The 19,140-nt window shown below is 62.5% G+C and carries 16 protein-coding genes; 8 read left to right on the top strand and 8 right to left on the bottom strand.

Annotated elements, in window-relative coordinates:
* The first annotated feature begins 154 nt into the window (after positions 1-154).
* The 6 genes from trhA to serA all read left to right on the top strand — a co-directional run bounded on the left by trhA (position 155) and on the right by serA (position 7,067).
* Positions 155-856, top strand: coding sequence for a PAQR family membrane homeostasis protein TrhA (gene trhA / locus AC3WTO_RS13340; protein ID WP_492461212.1), 702 nt, complete (start codon positions 155-157; stop codon positions 854-856).
* A gap of 91 nt (positions 857-947) precedes the next feature.
* On the top strand, positions 948-1,970 hold the full coding sequence (locus tag AC3WTO_RS13335; RefSeq protein ID WP_492461211.1) for a MotA/TolQ/ExbB proton channel family protein: 1,023 nt from the start codon (positions 948-950) through the stop codon (positions 1,968-1,970).
* On the top strand, positions 1,971-3,002 hold the full coding sequence (locus AC3WTO_RS13330; protein WP_492461210.1) for a peptidoglycan -binding protein: 1,032 nt from the start codon (positions 1,971-1,973) through the stop codon (positions 3,000-3,002). It abuts the gene before it with no gap.
* 140 nt (positions 3,003-3,142) lie between these two features.
* Positions 3,143-4,003: an outer membrane protein gene (locus AC3WTO_RS13325; protein WP_492461209.1), complete on the top strand. Its 861-nt coding sequence runs from the start codon at positions 3,143-3,145 to the stop codon at positions 4,001-4,003.
* 198 nt (positions 4,004-4,201) lie between these two features.
* A complete protein-coding gene (locus AC3WTO_RS13320; RefSeq protein WP_492461208.1) occupies positions 4,202-5,377 on the top strand; it encodes a phosphoserine transaminase in 1,176 nt (391 codons plus the stop codon).
* Positions 5,378-5,465: 88 nt separating this feature from the next.
* Complete coding sequence (gene serA / locus AC3WTO_RS13315) at positions 5,466-7,067, top strand: phosphoglycerate dehydrogenase (RefSeq protein ID WP_492461207.1); 1,602 nt, start codon at positions 5,466-5,468, stop codon at positions 7,065-7,067.
* 83 nt (positions 7,068-7,150) lie between these two features.
* Here serA and AC3WTO_RS13310 read toward each other — a convergent pair whose 3' ends face one another.
* The 3 genes from AC3WTO_RS13310 to AC3WTO_RS13300 all read right to left on the bottom strand — a co-directional run bounded on the left by AC3WTO_RS13310 (position 7,151) and on the right by AC3WTO_RS13300 (position 10,477).
* Positions 7,151-7,768 carry a ParB-like protein gene (locus AC3WTO_RS13310; protein WP_492461206.1) on the bottom strand — a complete coding sequence of 206 codons (618 nt, stop codon included), beginning with the start codon at positions 7,766-7,768 and terminating at the stop codon, positions 7,151-7,153.
* A gap of 3 nt (positions 7,769-7,771) precedes the next feature.
* Positions 7,772-9,499 (bottom strand): SulP family inorganic anion transporter, encoded by a 1,728-nt coding sequence (locus AC3WTO_RS13305; RefSeq protein ID WP_492461205.1) that lies wholly within the window; start codon positions 9,497-9,499, stop codon positions 7,772-7,774.
* An 87-nt stretch (positions 9,500-9,586) separates the two neighbouring features.
* Complete coding sequence (locus tag AC3WTO_RS13300) at positions 9,587-10,477, bottom strand: DMT family transporter (protein ID WP_492461204.1); 891 nt, start codon at positions 10,475-10,477, stop codon at positions 9,587-9,589.
* Positions 10,478-10,688: 211 nt separating this feature from the next.
* Here AC3WTO_RS13300 and AC3WTO_RS13295 point away from each other — a divergent pair, with 211 nt between their 5' ends.
* Both AC3WTO_RS13295 and AC3WTO_RS13290 read left to right on the top strand, forming a co-directional pair.
* Entirely contained in the window at positions 10,689-11,978 is a 1,290-nt protein-coding gene (locus AC3WTO_RS13295; RefSeq protein WP_492461203.1) for an adenylosuccinate synthase, read from the top strand.
* Positions 11,979-12,050: 72 nt separating this feature from the next.
* The gene (locus tag AC3WTO_RS13290) at positions 12,051-13,793 is read left to right on the top strand and encodes a hypothetical protein (RefSeq protein ID WP_492461202.1); all 1,743 of its coding nucleotides are present in this window, start codon (positions 12,051-12,053) and stop codon (positions 13,791-13,793) included.
* A 149-nt stretch (positions 13,794-13,942) separates the two neighbouring features.
* On the opposite strand, the gene AC3WTO_RS13285 is transcribed toward AC3WTO_RS13290, so the two are convergent.
* The 5 genes from AC3WTO_RS13285 to AC3WTO_RS13265 all read right to left on the bottom strand — a co-directional run bounded on the left by AC3WTO_RS13285 (position 13,943) and on the right by AC3WTO_RS13265 (position 19,140).
* Positions 13,943-14,983: a DUF930 domain-containing protein gene (locus tag AC3WTO_RS13285; protein WP_492461539.1), complete on the bottom strand. Its 1,041-nt coding sequence runs from the start codon at positions 14,981-14,983 to the stop codon at positions 13,943-13,945.
* Between the two features lie 126 nt (positions 14,984-15,109).
* Positions 15,110-15,982, bottom strand: a complete 873-nt coding sequence (locus AC3WTO_RS13280; protein ID WP_492461201.1) for a DUF2865 domain-containing protein — start codon at positions 15,980-15,982, stop codon at positions 15,110-15,112.
* Positions 15,983-16,245: 263 nt separating this feature from the next.
* A complete protein-coding gene (locus AC3WTO_RS13275) occupies positions 16,246-16,557 on the bottom strand; it encodes a hypothetical protein (RefSeq protein WP_129412689.1) in 312 nt (103 codons plus the stop codon).
* A gap of 119 nt (positions 16,558-16,676) precedes the next feature.
* Complete coding sequence (locus AC3WTO_RS13270) at positions 16,677-18,491, bottom strand: ABC-F family ATP-binding cassette domain-containing protein (RefSeq protein ID WP_492461200.1); 1,815 nt, start codon at positions 18,489-18,491, stop codon at positions 16,677-16,679.
* A gap of 1 nt (position 18,492) precedes the next feature.
* The gene (locus AC3WTO_RS13265) at positions 18,493-19,140 is read right to left on the bottom strand and encodes a thiamine diphosphokinase (RefSeq protein WP_492461199.1); all 648 of its coding nucleotides are present in this window, start codon (positions 19,138-19,140) and stop codon (positions 18,493-18,495) included.

Raw genomic sequence — 19,140 nt, 5'->3', positions numbered from 1 at the left:
GCGAAGTACGCTCTGACCCCTTCCGGCAGCACACCTCCCGAAATCGATCACGATTTTCGAGCGATGTGTGAAGTACACCGCAGCCACGAAACCGTTACACAAGCTTGAAATACTCGCCTGTCACTGCCCAGATAGAGTGAATGCAGGTGAACCCATGAGCGAAGGCCGGCCCGAGGCGGCTATCGAGATCCCCTTTGCCCCCTTTATCGGGCGATGGCACTATTCGCGCGCCGAGATGATCGCCGACGGCATCGTCCACGCGGTCGGCATCGTGCTGGCGATTGCCGCGGGTTCGGCCATGTTGACACTGGCTGCTTTTCGCGTCGGCCCCGGCGAATATGTGGCTGCGGTGTTTTACGTCGTGGCGCTGCTCACGGTTCTGTCCGTATCGATGGCCTACAACCTCTGGCCGGTGACATCACGCGTGAAGTGGCTGCTGCGCCGCTTCGACCACGCCGCGATCTATCTGTTGATCGCCGCAACCTACACGCCTTTCCTGGCACAGCTCGGCGACGCCGCGCTCGCGAGCTGGATGCTCGGCTTGATCTGGACGGCGGCGGTTGCCGGCATCGCCATCAAGGTCTTCCTGCCCGGCCGGTTCGACCGCCTCGCCATTGTATTTTATCTAGCCATCGGCTGGAGCGGAATCGTTCTGGTCGAACCGCTTGTCGGGACACTGCCGTCAACGGCCATCGGCCTGCTGCTTGCTGGCGGCATCGTCTATTCGCTGGGTGTCATCTTCTTCGTCTGGAAGGGTTTGCGCTTCCACAATGCGCTGTGGCACGGCTTCGTGGTCACCGGCGCGGGCCTGCATTTTGCGGCCATGCTGGACAGCCTGGTTATCAACCGGCTGTGACTGCGCATTTCGGCGCCTTCCATTTTCGTCACATTTCCGTTTAGAGTCGCGGCAATCCTATTCGGCGGACGACAGTGCAAACGGGGCCCGAATGACTTTTCTGAAATCCATTACGTCGGGCCGGGGTTCGGATGTGCTGAGCTACGACCCGCACAAGCTTTCCAGCCCGCAGGTGTTCGTGCTGACAATGATGGTGTTTCTGGCCATCGTTGCGTTCATCGCGATCGTCCTTTCCCGCCAGATCCAGACAGCTTTCGTCACCAATCCCGGCCTCAACGGCCTGATTGTCGGCGTGCTTGTCGTCGGCATCTTGCTGGCCTTCGTCCAGGTCGGCAGGCTGTTTCGCGAAGTCCGCTGGGTGAATTCGTTCCGGGCCGGTTCCGAAACGACCGAACCCGTGCTGCTGGCCCCGATGAAGGCGATGATCGGCCGCTCGTCCTCGCTCGCCTTTTCGACCAGTGCGATGCGCACCATGCTCGATTCGATCGGCACGCGTCTCGACGAAACCCGCGATACATCGCGCTATCTCGTCGGCTTGCTGGTTTTCCTCGGCCTGCTCGGCACCTTCTGGGGCCTGCTGCACACGATCGGCTCGATCAGCGATACCATCCAGTCGCTCGATCCTGGTTCGGGCGACGCCGCCGCCGTGCTCGATGCACTGAAGCAGGGCCTGTCGGCTCCGCTGTCCGGCATGGGAACGGCGTTCTCGTCCTCGCTGTTCGGCCTTGCTGGCTCGCTCGTGCTTGGCTTCCTCGACCTGCAGGCCGGCCGCGCGCAGAACCGCTTCTACACCGAGCTCGAGAACTGGCTGTCGACGGTCACCGACCTTTCCTCCGATCTCGGCGCCTCGGAGGCATCACGTTCAGAGTCCTCCGACGAGTTGCGCGCGCTTTCGGAGCGCCTCCGTCATATGAGCGAAAGCGACAGCTCCAGCCCACGCGTCGCGACTGCCATGGCCAATCTGGCCGACGGCATCTCCGGCCTTGTCAAGAACATGCGCTCCGAACAGCAGATCATGCGCGACTGGGTGGAAGCGCAATCCGACGAGCAGAAGGCGATGCGCGCCACGCTCGAAAAGATCGCCGAAGCCCTGAAAAGCCGGGAGCCCAACTAGATGGCGCTCGCAAGGGGGCGCCGCAGCTATCGCCACATCGACTACTGGCCAGGCTTCGTCGATGCGCTTTCGACACTGCTGCTGGCCATCATGTTCCTGCTTTCGGTGTTCGTGCTGGCGCAGTTCCTGCTCAGCCGCGAGATTTCCGGCAAGGATGTGGTGCTCAACCGGCTCAACGCGCAGATCAACGAGCTGACGCAGCTCCTGGCTCTGGAAAAGAGCAGCAGCCAGGACGCGCAGGATTCGCTGGCCAACCTGCAGGCATCGCTTTCCGCGATGGAAGCGGAAAAAAGCCGCCTGCAGCAACTGCTGGATGCGGGCTCCGGCGCCGGCAATGCCGCCAGCCAGCGTGCAACCAAACTGGAAGGCGAGCTCGACAGCGAGCGCCAGGTAAGCCAACGCGCGCTGAGCCAGGTCGAATTGCTCAATCAGCAGATTTCCGCATTGCGCAAGCAGATCGCCGCACTCGAGGACGCGCTGAACGCCTCCGAGGCACGTGACCGCGAATCCAACACCAAGATCGCCGATCTCGGCCGCCGCCTGAATGTCGCGCTCGCCCAGCGCGTGCAGGAGCTGAACCGCTATCGTTCGGATTTCTTCGGCCGCCTGCGCGAAATTCTTTCCGACCGCGAGAACATCCGCATCGTCGGCGACCGCTTCGTCTTCCAGTCCGAAGTGCTGTTTCCTGTCGGCTCCGAAGAGATCAATGACGCCGGCAAGGGCGAGATGAAGAAGCTGGCCGACGCGATCATCGAACTGCAGAAGGAAATTCCGCCGGAGATCAACTGGGTGCTTCGTGTCGATGGACATACTGACAACCGCCCGCTCTCCGGCACCGGTCGTTTCAAGGACAACTGGGAATTGTCGTCCGCGCGCGCTACTTCGGTGGTCAAGTTTTTGATCGCCAACGGTGTTCCCGCCAACCGGCTGGTCGCCGCGGGCTTCGGCGAATATCAGCCGCTGGACGCCGCCGACACCGACGATGCCCGATCCAAGAACCGCCGCATCGAGTTGAAGCTGACCGAGCGCTGAGGTCGAAAGTCCGGCCCAACAAAATCAAAAGAGTAACGGTTCGTTATCCTTAACGGTGACTTAACCACTATAGTTAACAATGCTCTCAGATGGGGCCGTGATCGCGTGGGCGACCGGCGCGGGTTTGGGAGCTTAAATCCATGCAGTTCAAATTGGGTATCGCGTTAGCTCTGGCCGCAGCAGTGCTTCTGCCACAGGTATCGCTCGCCGCCGACTACGACCCGCCGATCTATGTCGACCAGGCACCGGAGTATCAGCCCGTGGAGGTTGGCTCGGGATGGTATCTGCGCGGCGACATCGGCTATGCATTCTCCCATCCGTTCAAGAAGCGGGAAGATTTCAGCGGCCTTTCGAACTTTGACTACAAATCGAACGAGTTCACTGGCAGCGTCGGCGCCGGCTACCATGTGAACGACTATCTGCGCGCAGAACTCAACTTCGGCATCCTCCCGAGCAACAAATTCAGCGACACCGTCCTGGTCGCAAACGGCTGCAACGGCCACACCAATGTCGTTGTCGGCGTCGATCCTACCGTCTTGCAGCCCGTTGCCGTCACACAGGATTGCAACGTCGGCAGCTTCGGATCGAACAAGGCCTATACCGTCATGGCCAACGCCTATGTCGATCTCGGAACCTATGTCGGCCTGACCCCTTACATCGGTGGCGGCGTGGGCGTCGCTTACACGCGTTATGCAAAGTCGGTGAACAAGAAGGACTGTCGGGAAGTTGCCACCAACTCCAGCGGCGCCGGCGGCTTCTTCTGCGACGATCCGGTCGGCTACGATGGCCAGAGCGACTCGCAATCGAAGTTCAATCTTGCCTATTCGCTTGGCGCCGGCTTGGCCTACCAGGTCAGCAAGAACGTCTCCTTCGACGTCGGCTACGAATATTTCGCGATACCGGGCGGCAAATATGTCGCCTACGACGGTGGCGCGTTCAACGTCCGCAAGGGTCTCGACTATCACCAGGTCAAGCTTGGCTTCCGCTACGACCTCTGGTAGCCGATCTTCGGATTCCGCTAAAAAAGCAGGCCATCGGCCTGCTTTTTTGTTTTGCGGCCGGTCGCTCGTGCAGCCCCAGGCCGGTATCCCGCAAGCGACAAAAACTTTGCTCTTGACGCCGGCAGGCTGAGGTCTTATCGCCGTCCGTGGGCCACCCCTCCCCACCGAGGGGCTTACTATCTGGAAGGATAGACCACGATGACTGCTCCCTCCAAGCCGGACGTGCGTCCGGCCAATCCCAATTTTTCTTCAGGTCCCTGCGCGAAACGTCCCGGCTGGTCGGTCGAGGCGCTCAAGAACGCTGCGTTGGGTCGCTCGCACCGCGCCAAGATCGGCAAGGTGAAGCTGGCCGACGCCATCGACCTCACCCGTGAAATTCTGCAGGTACCGGCCGACTATCGCATCGGCATCGTTCCTGCCTCCGACACCGGCGCGGTCGAAATGGCGCTCTGGTCGCTGCTCGGTGAACGCGGCGTCGACATGGTTGCCTGGGAAAGCTTCGGCGCCGGCTGGATTACCGACGTCGTCAAGCAGCTCAAGCTCGATGACGTGCGCAAGTTCGAAGCGCCTTACGGCGAACTGCCGGACCTGACCAAGGTCGATTTCGACCGCGACGTCGTCTTCACCTGGAATGGCACGACATCCGGCGTGCGTGTGCCCAACGGCGACTTCATTCCAGCCGACCGCAAGGGCCTGACCATCTGCGACGCCACGTCGGCGGCCTTTGCCCAGCGGCTCGATTTCGCCAAGCTCGACGTCGTCACTTTCTCCTGGCAGAAGGCGCTGGGCGGCGAAGGCGCGCACGGCATGCTGATCCTGTCGCCACGCGCCGTCGAACGGCTTGAAACCTACAAGCCGGCATGGCCATTGCCCAAGATTTTCCGCCTGACCTCAGGCGGCAAGCTGATCGAAGGCGTCTTCAAGGGCGAGACCATCAACACGCCGTCTATGCTGTGCGTGGAAGATTATCTCGATGCCCTGAACTGGGCAAAGAAGCTGGGCGGCCTCGACGCACTGGTTGCCAGGGCGGACGCCAATTTCGCGGCGCTCGATGCTTTCGTTCAGAAATCGGCATGGCTGGACAACCTGGCTGTCGTTGCTGAGACGCGCTCGAACACCTCGATCTGCCTTTCGATCGTCGATCCGGAGGTGACGGCACTCGACGCCGACGGCCAGGCGGCCTTTGCCAAAGGCATCGTCTCGGCGCTCGACAAGGAAGGCGTTGCCTTCGACATCGGCCACTATCGCGACGCCCCTCCCGGCCTTCGCATCTGGGCCGGCGCCACTGTCGAGACAAAGGATCTGGTCGCGCTGACGGCGTGGCTCGACTGGGCCTTTGCGAACCAGAAAGCGGCGCTCAAGGCCGCTGCCTGACGCAGACTTGTGGCGGCCCCTGGGCGTGATCGCTCCAACAAGTGGCCGCCCTTTCCGGAACTCACGATCATCTTTCAAGGAGGCAGCAATGGCGCCCCGCGTACTCGTTTCCGACAAACTCTCCACCACCGCCGTCCAGATCTTCAAGGATCGCGGCGTCGAAGTCGACTATCTGCCCGATCTCGGCAAGGACAAGGAGAAGCTGCTCGAAGTCATTGGCCAGTATGATGGTCTCGCAATCCGCTCGGCCACCAAGGTCACCGAAAAGCTGATCGCGGCTGCGACCAACCTCAAGGTCGTCGGCCGCGCCGGTATCGGTGTCGACAATGTCGACATCCCGGCCGCGTCGCGGCGTGGTATCATCGTGATGAACACGCCCTTCGGCAATTCGATCACCACGGCCGAACATGCGATCGCCCTGATGTTCGCGGTTGCCCGCCAGATCCCGGAAGCCAACACCTCCACCCATGCCGGCAAGTGGGAAAAGAACCGCTTCATGGGCGTCGAAATCACCAGCAAGACGCTCGGCCTGATCGGCTGCGGCAACATCGGCTCGATCGTCGCCACCCGCGCCGTCGGCCTGAAGATGCATGTCGTTGCCTTCGACCCGTTCCTCTCCGAACAACGCGCCGAAGAACTGGGTGTCGAGAAGGTGGAACTGGACGAACTTTTCGCCCGCGCCGACTTCATTACCCTGCACACCCCGCTGACCGACAAGACGCGCAACATCATCAACGCCGAGGCGATCGCCAAGATGAAGGCGGGCGTACGCATCATCAACTGCGCGCGTGGCGGCCTCATCGTCGAAAAGGACCTGATCGCCGGCCTGAAGAGCGGCAAGGTCGCCGGTGCCGGCGTCGACGTGTTCGAGGTTGAGCCTGCGGAGCAGAACGAGCTCTTCAACATGGAGAACGTCGTCTGTACGCCGCATCTTGGCGCCTCCACCTCGGAAGCCCAGGAGAACGTCGCGCTGCAAGTGGCCGAGCAGATGGCTGACTATCTGGTGAAGGGCGCCGTCACCAACGCCATCAACATGCCCTCGATCACCGCGGAGGAAGCGCCGCGGCTGAAGCCCTTCGTCAAGCTGGCCGAGGTGCTTGGCGCCTTCGTCGGCCAGGTCACCGAGGATCCGATCAAGGAAGTGGAGATCCTGTTCGACGGCTCGACCGCGCAGATGAACACCAAGGCATTGATCAGCGCGGCTCTTGCCGGCCTGATCCGGCCCCAGGTGGCCGACGTCAACATGGTGTCGGCGCCGATCATGGTGAAGGAGCGCGGCATTATCGTCGCCGAGGTCAAGCGCGACAAGTCGGGCGTGTTCGACGGCTACATCAAACTGACCGTCAAGACCGAGCACATGACCCGTTCGATCGCCGGCACCTGCTTCTCCGACGGCAAGCCACGCTTCATCCAGATCAAGGGCATCAACCTCGACGCCGAAGTGGGCCAGCACATGCTCTACACCACCAACGCCGATGCCCCGGGCATCATCGGCCTGCTCGGTACGGTCTGCGGCCAGAACGGCGTCAACATCGCCAACTTCCAGCTCGGCCGAAACCGGCCGGGTGGCGATGCCATCGCGCTGCTCTACCTCGACGCCCCGTTCCCCGAGGAAGTCCTGGCCAAGCTGCGTGCACATGAGACGATCGATTCGGCCAAGCGCCTGCAGTTCGACGTCGGCCCGGCCTGACCGTTCCTGCGTAGGACCTTGAAAGGGAAAGGCGCGGGACAGAAGCCCGCGCCTTTCCCTTTTGTTCAACCTGGCAACAACGATCAATCGTCGGGACCGCACCAGCCCGGCAGATGGCTCGCGGACTTATGCCGCGCCAGTGTGGTGGCCTTCTTGGCAGTCTTGTCGAAATTGTCGGCGAGTTGGCCGGGCTCGATACGCCGGCGGAAGAAATCTGCCCAGAGGAATTCAGCGAAAGGCGCCGTGTCCTTGGCAAAACCGCCAGTGCGGCGTACCGCACCGGCCAGGCTGCGGTACGGGTCGTCGATCAACTTGTCCACGGATTTCGGCAAATCTTCATAAGCGCGCCGGCGGCCCGACGCATCGAAAGGGTGCATCCAGGCGCGGTTGTCGAGGAAAACGAGAAATTCTTCCTTGGGCAGCCGCGACAGATCCGCGAGCACGCTGATCAAGACCTTTCCGATGCCCTCTTCGTGCAGGGCGCGGGCAAGATGATGATGGTCGACGACGAAGGGGCGCTCCTTTGGACCGATTACCGCCGGGATGAAATGCACGCCTAGAAAATTGTCCTTCTCGCTTGCCGGCAGCGCGCGCAGTTCCCTGCGTTTCAGCGCCACCTCACGCATACCGACTGTCATTTGCGTCGGACGCAATTCGACAACGGAGACCGGATGCAGGACTGGGACAATGTTCCGTTGCATGGCTCACCCTTCCCCGGTTTGCGGCGCCAGCTGCTCGCTGGCCACAATGTTCGTTATCGCGTTGTCGACACTGTGGAAGATGGCGTTTGGGCCTAGCATCGCCTCGATGCCGAAACGCGCCAATGCCCGCTGTGCCCGAACCGCTTCCAGCCGAGCGATCCGAAACGAGATGCCGGCTTTTCGGCAATGCTCGATCACAGCGCGCAGGGCTTGTGCCGCTGTGAAGTCGATGTCGATGACACTGCTCGCCTCGAAGACGACATGTTTCACAGGGCTGGCATCAATCATGGTCCGGAAGCCTTCGCTGAATCTCTCCGCATTGACGAAGGAAAGCGGAGCCTGGAACGCAACCACCAGCACTCCCGGAACACGTTCGCCGTTTGGCTCGGCGCCTGGTGGCCACCAGATCGATGTTCCGGGCACTTTTTCAAATTCGATTGCCGCCGCCTGGGTCATGCCCCAAAGACCGTGCAGCAGCGAAAGTCCGATGCCGATCGCCACGCCAACCTCGATCGGCAGAGCAACGATGGAAATTGCCGTGATCACGATCAGCGCGAATTCCAACGGCGCCTGCCGCAATGTGCACAAGAATGTCTGCCAGCGCAGGATACGCATCGCCACGAAGAACAGAATGCTGGCAAGCGCGGCCTGCGGCACGTTGGCAAGCAGGCTTTGCCCAAACAGCACGAGCAGCAGCACCACGACCGCGGCAAGCAGACAGGCGAGTTGCGAGCGCCCACCTGTCTCGCTCGCGATGGCCGTTCGCGGCGGACTGGCATTGACTGGAAAGGCGCCCGCCAATCCTGACAGCAGGCTTGCAGCCCCAACGCCGACGAAATCACGGTTCACATCCGCAGGCCCCGATGAATCGCCGGCAAAGGATCGCGTCGTGGCCGCCGTCTGAACCATGACGATGATCGCCACCAGCAGGGCGAGCGGCACCAGTGTGCGCATGTCCTCGAAACTCACCTGCGGCAGGCCGAGACCCGGCAAACCTGTTGGCAAGCTACCCAGAACCGCGACACCGCGACCTGTCAGGTCGAGCGCGATCACCGCCAAGGTCGTCAGCGCCAGCGCAATCAGCGCCCCTGGAACACGCGCGCTTATCCGCTCGCATGCCATGACAATCGCGAACACCGCTGCGCCAAGCGCCAGGCTCCACAGATTGACCTGGCCGAGATCGGCTTTGACCGCTGCGAGACGCTGAAAAACATTGCCGCTGCCCGACGGCAGGCCCAGCAACTCCGGCAGTTGCGACACCAGGATGTGCACCGCTATGCCTGCAAGAAACCCGGCCATCACCGGCACGGAAAGGAGATCCGCGATCCATCCCAGTCTGAGCAACCCACCGACGAGCACGATGGCGCCGACCATAAGCGCAAGCAGTGCAGCCATCGCCACATAGTGAGGCGAGCCGGAGGTCGCGATCAGGGCAAGTCCGCCGGCAAGAATTGGTGTGATCGTGGAGTCGGCCCCCACGGAGAGATGCCGGCTTGCACCGAACAGCGCAAAGGCCAGCGCGGCGGCCATGAAGGCGAAAAATCCAACCTCCGGGGAAAAATCACCCAGGCGTGCCGTCGCGATCTGTTCGGGAATGGCAATCGCCGCCAGCGTCAGGCCTGCAAACACGTCGCCGCTGAGATCACGCCGGTTCCAGCCTTGCAGCCCTCGAAAAAACAGAACCGGTTTCGCCACAGGCGCACCGACCCGGTCTCCGGCTTCCTCCAGCATGCAAAGCGTCCCCGATCGGGAGATATCTCAGCGCATCAACCTAGGCCATATCCGGCGAAGGGCAAGTCGCGCACCTTGCTGACGACATCAGACGAGCGAACGCCGGCTGCCGTGCTCGGCCAGCCAGATGCCGCCAAACACCAGCGCCAGCGCGATGGCGTGATAGAGGTGGAAGTCCTCGCCGAGGATCAGGATCGACAGCAGGGTGCCGAAGATCGGCACGAGGTTGATGAACAGCCCCGCGCGGTTGGCGCCGATCAGCTCAATGCCGCGAATGTAGGTGACCTGCGAGATCACCGAGGCGCCAAGCGCCGTATAGAGCGTGATTGCCCATCCTTGCGTGTCGGGGAAGATGGCCGTGCCGCTGGCGACTTCCCAGATGAAGAACGGCACCGAGACCAGAAGGGCGGCGATCGACAGGGCCAGCATCAGGCTCTGCCACTGCAGGGCGGGCTTCAGCCGCAGGCCGACGGAATAGCCGCTGTAGAGCACGACGGCGATCAGCATGATCGCATCACCGAAATTCAAGTTGAGCTTCAGCAGCTGGGTCGGGTCGCCGTGGCTGGCGGTGAGAATGACGCCGACGATGGTCAGCAGCACGCCAAGCGCCTGCAGCCAGCCGATCCTGAGACGAAAGAACAGGAAATTCGCGACAATGATGAGGATCGGCATGCTGGCCTGCTCGATCGAAACATTGATCGCCGTCGTGTAGTTCAGCGCCGCATAGAAGATCACGTTGAAAAGCGAAAAACCGCAGGCGCCGAGAACGAGCAGCAGGAGCAGATGTCGCCGGATGACTGGCCAGTCTTCCACGAAGGCGCGGCCGCCGATCGGCAGCAGGATGACGACGGCCATCGCCCAGCGGAAGAACACCAGCGTCATCGGCGAGACATGACCGACTGCGAGTTTCCCTGCCACGGCGTTGCCACCCCACAGCAGCGTGGTCAGAAGCAGCAGAAGATAGGCCTTGCGATGCATGCGGCAGCCTCCGCGGGTCGTCCTGGGGCGCGACGACAACCGACCTATGGCGCCGTTGCATGCAAGTAAATGATGCAAAAGGCCAAAATCTTGTGCCTGGGACGCGCTTTCACGGCAAAGAAAGGGTCGCGCAACGAAGGGCTTGAGGCTATATGGGCCTGTCGTGGCGGGCTTTGAGGCCCGCTTTTGGTGTTGAGCAAGGGATAGTGATATGGCCAATGTGGTGGTCGTCGGCTCGCAATGGGGCGACGAAGGCAAAGGCAAGATCGTGGACTGGCTGGCCGACCGCGCCGATGTGGTCGTGCGCTTCCATGGTGGCCACAACGCCGGCCACACGCTGGTCATCGATGGTGTCAGCTACAAGCTGGCGCTGCTGCCTTCGGGTCTTGTCCAGGGCAAGCTCTCGGTCATCGGCAATGGCGTCGTGGTCGACCCGCATCACTTCATCACGGAACTGCAGAAGCTGCGCGACCAGGGCGTGACGATCACCCCGGAAATCCTGCGCATCGCCGACAATGCCCCGCTGATTCTGTCGCTGCACCGCGAACTGGACGCGATTCGCGAAGACGCGAATTCCGCCCTCAAGATCGGCACCACCCGTCGCGGCATCGGGCCGGCCTATGAAGACAAGGTCGGGCGTCGCTCGATCCGGCTCATCGACCTGGCCGAGCCGGAAACGCTGATGCTCAAGATCGAACGTCTGCTGACCCACCACAACGCGCTCAGGCGCGGCATGGGGCTGAACGAGATCGATGCCCAGGCGATCCATGACGAACTCACCTCCGTCGCCGCCGAGATCCTGCCTTTCATGGACCAGGTCTGGCGCGTGCTGGATGAAAAGCGCCGGACCGGCGCCCGTATCCTGTTCGAAGGCGCGCAGGGTGCGCTGCTGGACAACGATCACGGCACCTATCCCTTCGTCACCTCCTCCAACACGGTGGCCGGCCAGGCTGCAGCCGGCTCGGGCCTCGGCCCGACCGCGATCGGCTATGTGCTCGGCATCACCAAGGCCTACACCACGCGCGTCGGCGAGGGACCATTCCCGTGCGAGCTCGACGATGAGGTCGGTCGTCATCTGGCCACGGTCGGCCGCGAGGTCGGTGTCAACACCGGTCGCCCGCGTCGCTGCGGCTGGTTCGACGCCGTGCTGGTGCGTCAAACGGTCAAGACGTCGGGCATCACCGGCATCGCGCTGACCAAGCTCGATGTCCTGGATGGTCTGAAGGAGATCAAGATCTGCGTCGGCTATGAGCTCGACGGCCAGCGGATTGACTATTTGCCTGCCTCAATGCGGGCACAAGCTGCGGTTAAGCCGATCTACGAAACACTGGAGGGATGGTCGCAAACAACTGCAGGGGCGAGAAGTTGGGCCGAATTGCCGGCACAAGCGGTGAAATACGTGCGCTACATCGAAGAACTGATCGGTGCGCCGGTAGCGCTGCTTTCCACCAGCCCCGAGCGGGACGACACCATACTTGTGACCGATCCGTTTGAAGATTAATTGTCAAAGACCTGACAGGCCTGCTGATTTGCGGGGCCTGTCCTGGAAACGAACGACAGGTTCGATTGAAGCATGGCAGATTTCGTTGCGGTTCTGAAAAAGACGCTCGACGGCCTCGGCGAGACGACGCCGGACGTGCGCGCCAAGGTCTATGACAAGGCGCGCGCCACCATCGAGAGCAAACTCGCAGCGATCAATCCGCCGCCGCCCACGGCGGTTGCCGATCGTCAGCGCAAGGCGCTCGAGGATGCGATTGCCTCGGTCGAGAAAGACTACACCAAGACCGCGCAGCCGCTCGATCCGCTGGCGGAACTGGAGAACATCTTCTCGTCCATCGACCGCAACCGGACCCAGCAAAGCCATGCTAGGCCCGCGACCAGAACCGAAACCCCGGCACCTGTCGCGCAGCCACCCGCGCCCGTTTCGCCGGCACCCTCTCGGGTGGAAGAGCGCCCCGCACAGCCATCCTGGCAGAGGCCGCAACCGGAGGTGCGTCAGCCCGACCCGAAACCACAGCCCAAGCCGGCTCCGCTATCTGAACCGGAACTGCCCGGCTCGAAGCCGGTGCTGGAGCCCGTCTGGCCCAAACCGAAGGCCGAGACCAAGCCCGATTTCGACCTGGGCAAACCGACCCCGCCGGTCACCGATCGTCCTTTGGCGCAAGCCTTCGAGGCCAACACCCGCCGCGAAGCCGAACGCGCGACCCAGGACTCCATGTTCAGCGGGCCGTCGATCGAAGACGATGTCGCCGATGAAACCTTCGATGACATCGAAGAGCCGGAACAGAAGCGCGGCTTCGGCCGTATCATTGCGGCTGTCGTGGCGCTCGCGATCCTCGGCGGCGGCGGCTATGGCGTCTGGCTGAACCGGGACGCCTTCAAGGACATGCTCGGCCTGAACAAGACCGAGACCGCCGACAGCCAGCCGGCAGCGCCGGCAAAACCCGCGGAACAGGCGCCGGCACAACCGAACACCGCGTCAAATCCGGCCCCCGCTCCGGCGCCGGAAAATGGTGAGCCGCAGAAACTCACGCAGCGCCTGCTGCCTGACGGCAAGGAGACCGATCCAGGTCGCGCCGGAGGCAGCACCAGCGTCGGCGAAGGTACCTCCATCGTCGCCCTGACCACGCCGCCACCCGCGACACCACCGGCACAGGCGCAACCGGCTGCAGGACAGCCTCCCGCTGCAGGTACGGAAACGCCGGCACCTGCCGGAACGACGCCGCCTGCGCCGGAAGCAGGCAACCAGCCGGCTGCCATTCCGGTTGGCCAGAAAGCGATCTACTACGAGGAACGCACCAGCTCGGCTGAAGGATCGGCCCAGCCCGGTAACATCGTCTGGTCTGTCGTCCAGGAATCGCCCGGCGGTGATGCGCCTCCTGAGCCGGCGATCCGCGCCGAGGTGACGGTGCCGGCCAAGGACGTACAGCTGCGCATGACCATCCGCCGCAACGCCGACCAGACCCTGCCGGCCAGCCACATCATCGAGATGATCTTCCTGACCCCGCAGGGCTTTGAAGGCGGTGGCATCGACAATGTGCTGCGCATCGCCATGAAGACGTCCGAGCAGGAGGCCGGCAGCCCGCTGATCGGCGTGCCGGCGAAGATCGCCGACGGCTATTTCCTGGTCGCGCTGAACGATACCAAGGCTGATCAGGACGCCAACCTCACCCTGCTGCGCAACCAGGAATGGATCGACATTCCCGTCGTCTACAAATCGGGACGGCGCGCGCTGATCACCATGGAAAAGGGCTTGCCCGGCGACAAGGTCTTCGACGAGGCGATCAAGGCCTGGCAGGCGAAGACCTCAGGCTAGAGCAATTCCAGGAAAAGTGCGTAGCGGTTTTCCGTCCGGAATTGCGCAAAACAAGAGTCGGAGCGTTTCCGCGAAAAACGTAAACGCCCTAACTGCCACCGCGGAACGAGCCGCGGTGGTTTCGACCAGATTCCTCGACACCACAGATCTTATTGGCGGACAGACCTATCAAGGGCTGCCCATTCAGCTTGTGGAACAAGAGCTCCGGTCCGGGAAACAAAAGACAACACCCGCATCGCGTTGGTATCGACCTCACATCTGAAGCTGACCCTGTACCATGCCGTTCGCGTGCGAAAAGTGGCTTCAGGGACATCCAGGACATTGCCCGACTTGAGCCGGCGGTACGGAAGCAATCCGACGGCATAACCCTCGTCCACAAGCTGCTGCTGCAAGGCGCTCGCGCAAAGTTTGCCGGCCCGTTGATCGCGCGGCACTCCGTCCATCGAGGTTCCTGCGAACGGATCGCCCGTCGCACCTTGTGAATAAAGCCGCCTGACACCCGGAAGGCTGGAGTAGCCCGGCGACGAGGCGATGGCCACATCCGCCGAGTTGGACTTTCTGGTGCCGGCGCTTGCCGGCTTGGGCGCTCTCGCGGGCCTGGGTTGCGGCGTTGCCGCAGCCACGGGAAGCTCGATTTCGCTTGAACCGTCGGTCACGACGTCCTGTGTATCGGCACCCTTGGGCTCTTGCTGGTCAGATTTCGCTGAGCTCGCATCCCCCGCCTTGTCCTGTTCGGCTTCGCGATTGCTTGCCGTGTCTTCCTGTTTCGGGCGATCCGGCTCGGCCGCGGATTTGTTCTCGCTGTCCTTCACGACACCGGGCTGCATCGGGTCCTCGGTCTTCGTCGTCGACGCCGCTCTTTCCTGCGCACTGTTCCCGTCCAGCGATTTTTTCGGACCGGTGTCTTTTGCTCCGTATTGGAAAACGGGTTTCAACTCCTCGATCGACGATGGCGGCGCGGACGGCTTTTCGACCTTCTGCTCGACCGGTTTCTCAACCTTCGGTTCCGGCGGTTTTTCGACCTTGGTTTCTTCTGGCGGCGGGACCGGCTTCGCTTGTTCGGGCGGCGGCACCATGACGACACTGACCGGTTCATCGTCCGCCGGCGGCTGCGGCAGCCGCGACGAGCCGTAGACCAGAAGCGCGATGATGAGCACGTGCAGGATCAGCGATGGGGTCAAGCCCCACATCAGACCTCTGTCTTGCTCTTGCGTTTCGCCGCTCATCCTAGCCGATGTGGGACCAAATAACGGCGACATCAAGCACCAGCAACCGACTTGCCCGACGCAATTGCAGCAAGCTGCAACGCTGTTCCGTCAGGGATCGGGCAGGAAGGCTGGTCCGACAACGCGCACGGCTCGGCTGGATGCAGGCTCTTCCACCAGAGCCAGCGGCGCTGGCGCATTCATTGCACTCGTCGCTGACAGCGCCGGAGAGTCTTGTACCGGCCTGCCCGTCGGAAGCGGAATCACGGCATTTGCCATGTTGCCAGGCGTTACGGTGCGTGCGCGCATCTCGTTGACACGGCTGTAGTAGCGTCGCAGGTCGCAGCCCTTGAACGCCTCGGCGTCGCGGTAGCGAAACGCCGTCGGCAGATCCTTGTACGGTTTGCGTTCGGCGACCGAGATCATCTCTTCGGTTTCCAGACTGGGATCGGACAGCGCGAACACCTCCATGCCCGGATCATCGCAGATGAAGCGGCATTGGTCGGTGGTGTCCTTGAGGTCGGCATCCCTGGCGAACTGCGATTTCGGCGCGGGGAAGAAATAGCCGTCAGAGGGCCGCACGCAATAAAGCATCGCGGCACTGCCGATCGACATTGGGCCCGGGGCAGAATCGCGCGCTTCCTGCCGTTCGCGTCGCTCCGGTGCACAGCCGAGCGCGACATAGCGAGCCTGCAGAACGGATGTGTCGCGTCCTCCGCTCACGGCCGCGATCTGCCTCAGCACATCGGCGCGCATGCGCGCAAGATCACCACAGGGGTCGAAGAAACCGCCAGAACTTCTGCCCGAACACTGCCGCCGCCGCTCAAGCGCCTGGATGGCGATGAGTTGTCGCCGCAGTTGCGCCTGCTGCGGGCTGACACCACCGCTGCCGCCACTGCGGATCTGCCGCGCCAGCGACGAACACTCGTCAGCAAATGCGGGAACAGTCGCCAGCGTTCCGAAGACAAGGATAGCGATCAGCATCGCTGACGCGACACGGCGGAAGAAGAGGAAAGATCGCTCCCCACGCCCGCAACAACCAGCCCCAAGAATACGCATGACTGCAACGCCTTGATACAAACTGGATTTCTCAACTTGGTATCAGGCTATACCAACGTCACAGTCTTATGAAAGGACTTCATAATATATCGAACAATGTGGTTACACGCGAAACGGGGTTCAGACACGATGCGTTAAGCATAGTCCATATTGGTGGAAAATCCTGCGTCGGATGCAGCGTCGACCGGCTAGATGCCCGAGCCGTACAGTTCCTCTTCGCTGCCTTCCCACGGCCTCGGCATGTCCGCCAGGGCGCTTGTGTTCGCATTCGCGCTCGGCAGCGGCATCCAGCATTTCAGCTCGGGGTCGGCATATTCGATCATGTGGCCGGGATAGGAATCATTGGCGCGCCACCCTTCCATGCCGAACTGGTCGGCCCGTGCCCAATAGGCGACATCGACTTCCGCCGGTCCCTGTTCGGATGACCTCACCGTGACCAGCACACGGCTGCCGTCCTTCGGCGCGCTCGACATGTGACGCCATCCGGTCGGTTCTGCCATGGAAATTCCTCCTCCGTCGGCCAATCAACGCTTGCCAACGGTAGCACGATCCGCCCCGCCAAGATCAATGCCGGATTTACCGATCACGGGAATAACCGACGTGCGGCCGAAGCTAAGCCTCAGCCTTCCAGCTCCTCGCGCAGCATTTCCAGTTCCAGCCACTCTTCCTCAAGCGCGGCCAGTGTCGCCCGTTCCTTGTCCAGGGCCGCGATCGTCTTCTGGAAGCCAACCGCATCGCGCTCATAGAAGGCCGGATCGGCAATGTTGTTTTCCAGCCTGGCGATCGATGCCGTGACCGCCTCGATCTTCTTCGGCAGGTTCTCCAGGGCGAACTTCTGCTTGAAGGAGAGCTTCCTGGCCGACTCCTTCGCTGCCTCCGCGCGCGGCTTTTCAGCCTTCGCTTCTGCGGCTTGGCCGTTGCGCGCCTTGCGGTCTTCGAGCTTGGTGCCACCGCGCTGCGCCAGCATGTCGGAATAGCCGCCAGCATACTCCACCCACCGGCCGCCGCCATCAGGCGCGATCACGCTGGTGACCGTCCGGTCGAGGAAATCGCGATCGTGGCTGACCAGGATGACGGTGCCGGCAAAACCGGCGACCAGTTCCTGCAGCAGTTCCAGCGTCTCCATGTCGAGATCGTTGGTCGGCTCGTCCAGCACGAGGAGATTGGCCGGCCGCGCCAGGACACGGGCCAGCAGCAGCCGTGCCCGTTCGCCGCCGGAAAGCTCGCGCACCGGCGTGCGTGCCTGCTCCGGCTTGAACAGGAAGTCCTTCATGTAGGACACGACATGGCGCTGCTCGCCATTGATGACGAGGTTCTCGCCGCGTCCGTCCGTCAGGTAATGCGACAACGTCTCAGCCGGATCTGCGGCCTCGCGCTTCTGGTCGAGCGCGGCGATCTCGAGATTGACGCCCAGGCGCACCGTGCCGGCATCGGGCTTCGTCTCCCCGGTCAGCATCTTCAGCAGCGTCGTCTTGCCGGCGCCGTTGGCGCCGACCAGGCCGACGCGGTCACCGCGCTGGATGCGGGTCGAAAAATCCTTCACCACGGTGAGATCGCCGAAGCTCTTCTCGATGTTCTTGGCCTCGATCACCAGCTTGCCGGATTCGGCTGCATCGCTGGCCACCAGCGTCGCTGTGCCTTCGGCGCCGCGATGACTGTGGAAACGCTGGCGCATCGACTGCAATTCGCCCAGCCGGCGCATGTTGCGCTTGCGCCGCGCGGTTACGCCGTAACGCAGCCAATGTTCCTCGCGCACGATCTGCCGGCCAAGCTTGTGCTGCTCGCGCTCTTCTTCCTCCAGGACCTGGTCGCGCCATTCCTCGAAATGGCCGAACCCCTTTTCCAGCCGTCGTGTCTGGCCACGGTCGAGCCAGACCGTGGCACGCGATATGCGCTGCAGGAAACGACGGTCGTGCGAAATGACGATCAAGGCTGAGGAAGTTCGCGCCAGTTCTTCTTCCAGCCATTCGATGACCGCGAGGTCGAGATGGTTGGTCGGTTCGTCGAGCAGAAGGATGTCGGGTTCGGGCGCCATGACGCGGGCGAGTGCAGCGCGGCGTGCCTCGCCGCCGGAAAGATCGGCGGGACGCTCCTCACCGGTGAGACCCAGATGCTCCATCAGATAGGTCGCACGATACGGATCGTCGGCCGGCCCCAGCCCGGCTTCGACATAGGTGCGCACATTGGCGAAACCGTCCATGTCGGGAACCTGTGGCAGGTAGCGCACGGTCGCCGTCGGCTGACGGAAAACATCGCCATCCTGCGGCTCGATCATGCCGGCAGCGATCTTGAGCAGTGTCGACTTGCCTGAACCGTTGCGGCCGACCAGCGCGATTTTGTCGCCGGGAGCCGCCACGAGTTCGGCGCCATCCAGCAACGGCGTTCCGCCGAAGGTCAGCTTGATATCGGTCAGATTGAGAAGTGGCGGTGCCATGTCAGCTTTCGGGAAGAGGGTAAGGGTGGGCAAGCAAAAGCGCGCGCCCGCTGCCGAGCGCGACTTCGAGCCTGCCTTTCACGGCATTGGAGATGGTGAGGGACGAACCGAAGGGCATTTCCACCGCATTAAGCGGCCATTTTGCGCCCTTGATGGTGAGCCCGGCGAGTTTCGAGAAGCCGAGCACGGAAAACAGCGTCCCGTCCGCATAGTCGAAGGCCTTGGTGTGGCCCGGCAGAACCGGAACACCTTCCTGTGCACCGCTGGTCAGAAGCACGTCTATCCCCTGCTCGGCCAGGCTAAGCGCCAGCGCCAGGTGCAGGAAGGCATGGTCGGCCCTGGCGCCGCCGAAGGCGCCCACCAGATTCAGCTTCGTGGCACCGAGATAGAGCGCGATCGAGACCGCAAGTTCGCCGTCGGTGGAATCTTTCTCGGCCGGGAAGCGTTCCTGCGGCACCTGCGCCAGATGCGGCGGCAGGTGCGCCGGCGCGGAATCGAAATCGCCGACCCACAGTTCAGGCAACAGCCCCAGCATGTCCGCATGCCGGATGCCGGAGTCGGCGGCAATCACGCGCGTTCCGGCGACCTGGGCTTCGAGCCGCGGCGTCCGGATGACCTCGCCGCCAAGCAGAAGGGTGAATGTGCTCAT

The sequence above is a fragment of the Mesorhizobium sp. EU05-FHT14A09 genome, from assembly GCF_058790995.1.
The sequence above is the reverse complement of the archived record's forward strand: the minus strand, read 5'-3'. Positions and strand labels throughout refer to the sequence as shown.

Coding starts and splice junctions, on each gene's coding strand:
- trhA (WP_492461212.1), top strand. CDS start 155: ATGAGCGAAGGCCGGCCCGAGGCGGCTATCGAGATCCCCTTTGCCCCC.
- AC3WTO_RS13335 (WP_492461211.1), top strand. CDS start 948: ATGACTTTTCTGAAATCCATTACGTCGGGCCGGGGTTCGGATGTGCTG.
- AC3WTO_RS13330 (WP_492461210.1), top strand. CDS start 1,971: ATGGCGCTCGCAAGGGGGCGCCGCAGCTATCGCCACATCGACTACTGG.
- AC3WTO_RS13325 (WP_492461209.1), top strand. CDS start 3,143: ATGCAGTTCAAATTGGGTATCGCGTTAGCTCTGGCCGCAGCAGTGCTT.
- AC3WTO_RS13320 (WP_492461208.1), top strand. CDS start 4,202: ATGACTGCTCCCTCCAAGCCGGACGTGCGTCCGGCCAATCCCAATTTT.
- serA (WP_492461207.1), top strand. CDS start 5,466: ATGGCGCCCCGCGTACTCGTTTCCGACAAACTCTCCACCACCGCCGTC.
- AC3WTO_RS13310 (WP_492461206.1), bottom strand. CDS start 7,768: ATGCAACGGAACATTGTCCCAGTCCTGCATCCGGTCTCCGTTGTCGAA.
- AC3WTO_RS13305 (WP_492461205.1), bottom strand. CDS start 9,499: ATGCTGGAGGAAGCCGGAGACCGGGTCGGTGCGCCTGTGGCGAAACCG.
- AC3WTO_RS13300 (WP_492461204.1), bottom strand. CDS start 10,477: ATGCATCGCAAGGCCTATCTTCTGCTGCTTCTGACCACGCTGCTGTGG.
- AC3WTO_RS13295 (WP_492461203.1), top strand. CDS start 10,689: ATGGCCAATGTGGTGGTCGTCGGCTCGCAATGGGGCGACGAAGGCAAA.
- AC3WTO_RS13290 (WP_492461202.1), top strand. CDS start 12,051: ATGGCAGATTTCGTTGCGGTTCTGAAAAAGACGCTCGACGGCCTCGGC.
- AC3WTO_RS13285 (WP_492461539.1), bottom strand. CDS start 14,983: ATGTGGGGCTTGACCCCATCGCTGATCCTGCACGTGCTCATCATCGCG.
- AC3WTO_RS13280 (WP_492461201.1), bottom strand. CDS start 15,982: ATGCTGATCGCTATCCTTGTCTTCGGAACGCTGGCGACTGTTCCCGCA.
- AC3WTO_RS13275 (WP_129412689.1), bottom strand. CDS start 16,557: ATGGCAGAACCGACCGGATGGCGTCACATGTCGAGCGCGCCGAAGGAC.
- AC3WTO_RS13270 (WP_492461200.1), bottom strand. CDS start 18,491: ATGGCACCGCCACTTCTCAATCTGACCGATATCAAGCTGACCTTCGGC.
- AC3WTO_RS13265 (WP_492461199.1), bottom strand. CDS start 19,140: ATGAGCACATTCACCCTTCTGCTTGGCGGCGAGGTCATCCGGACGCCG.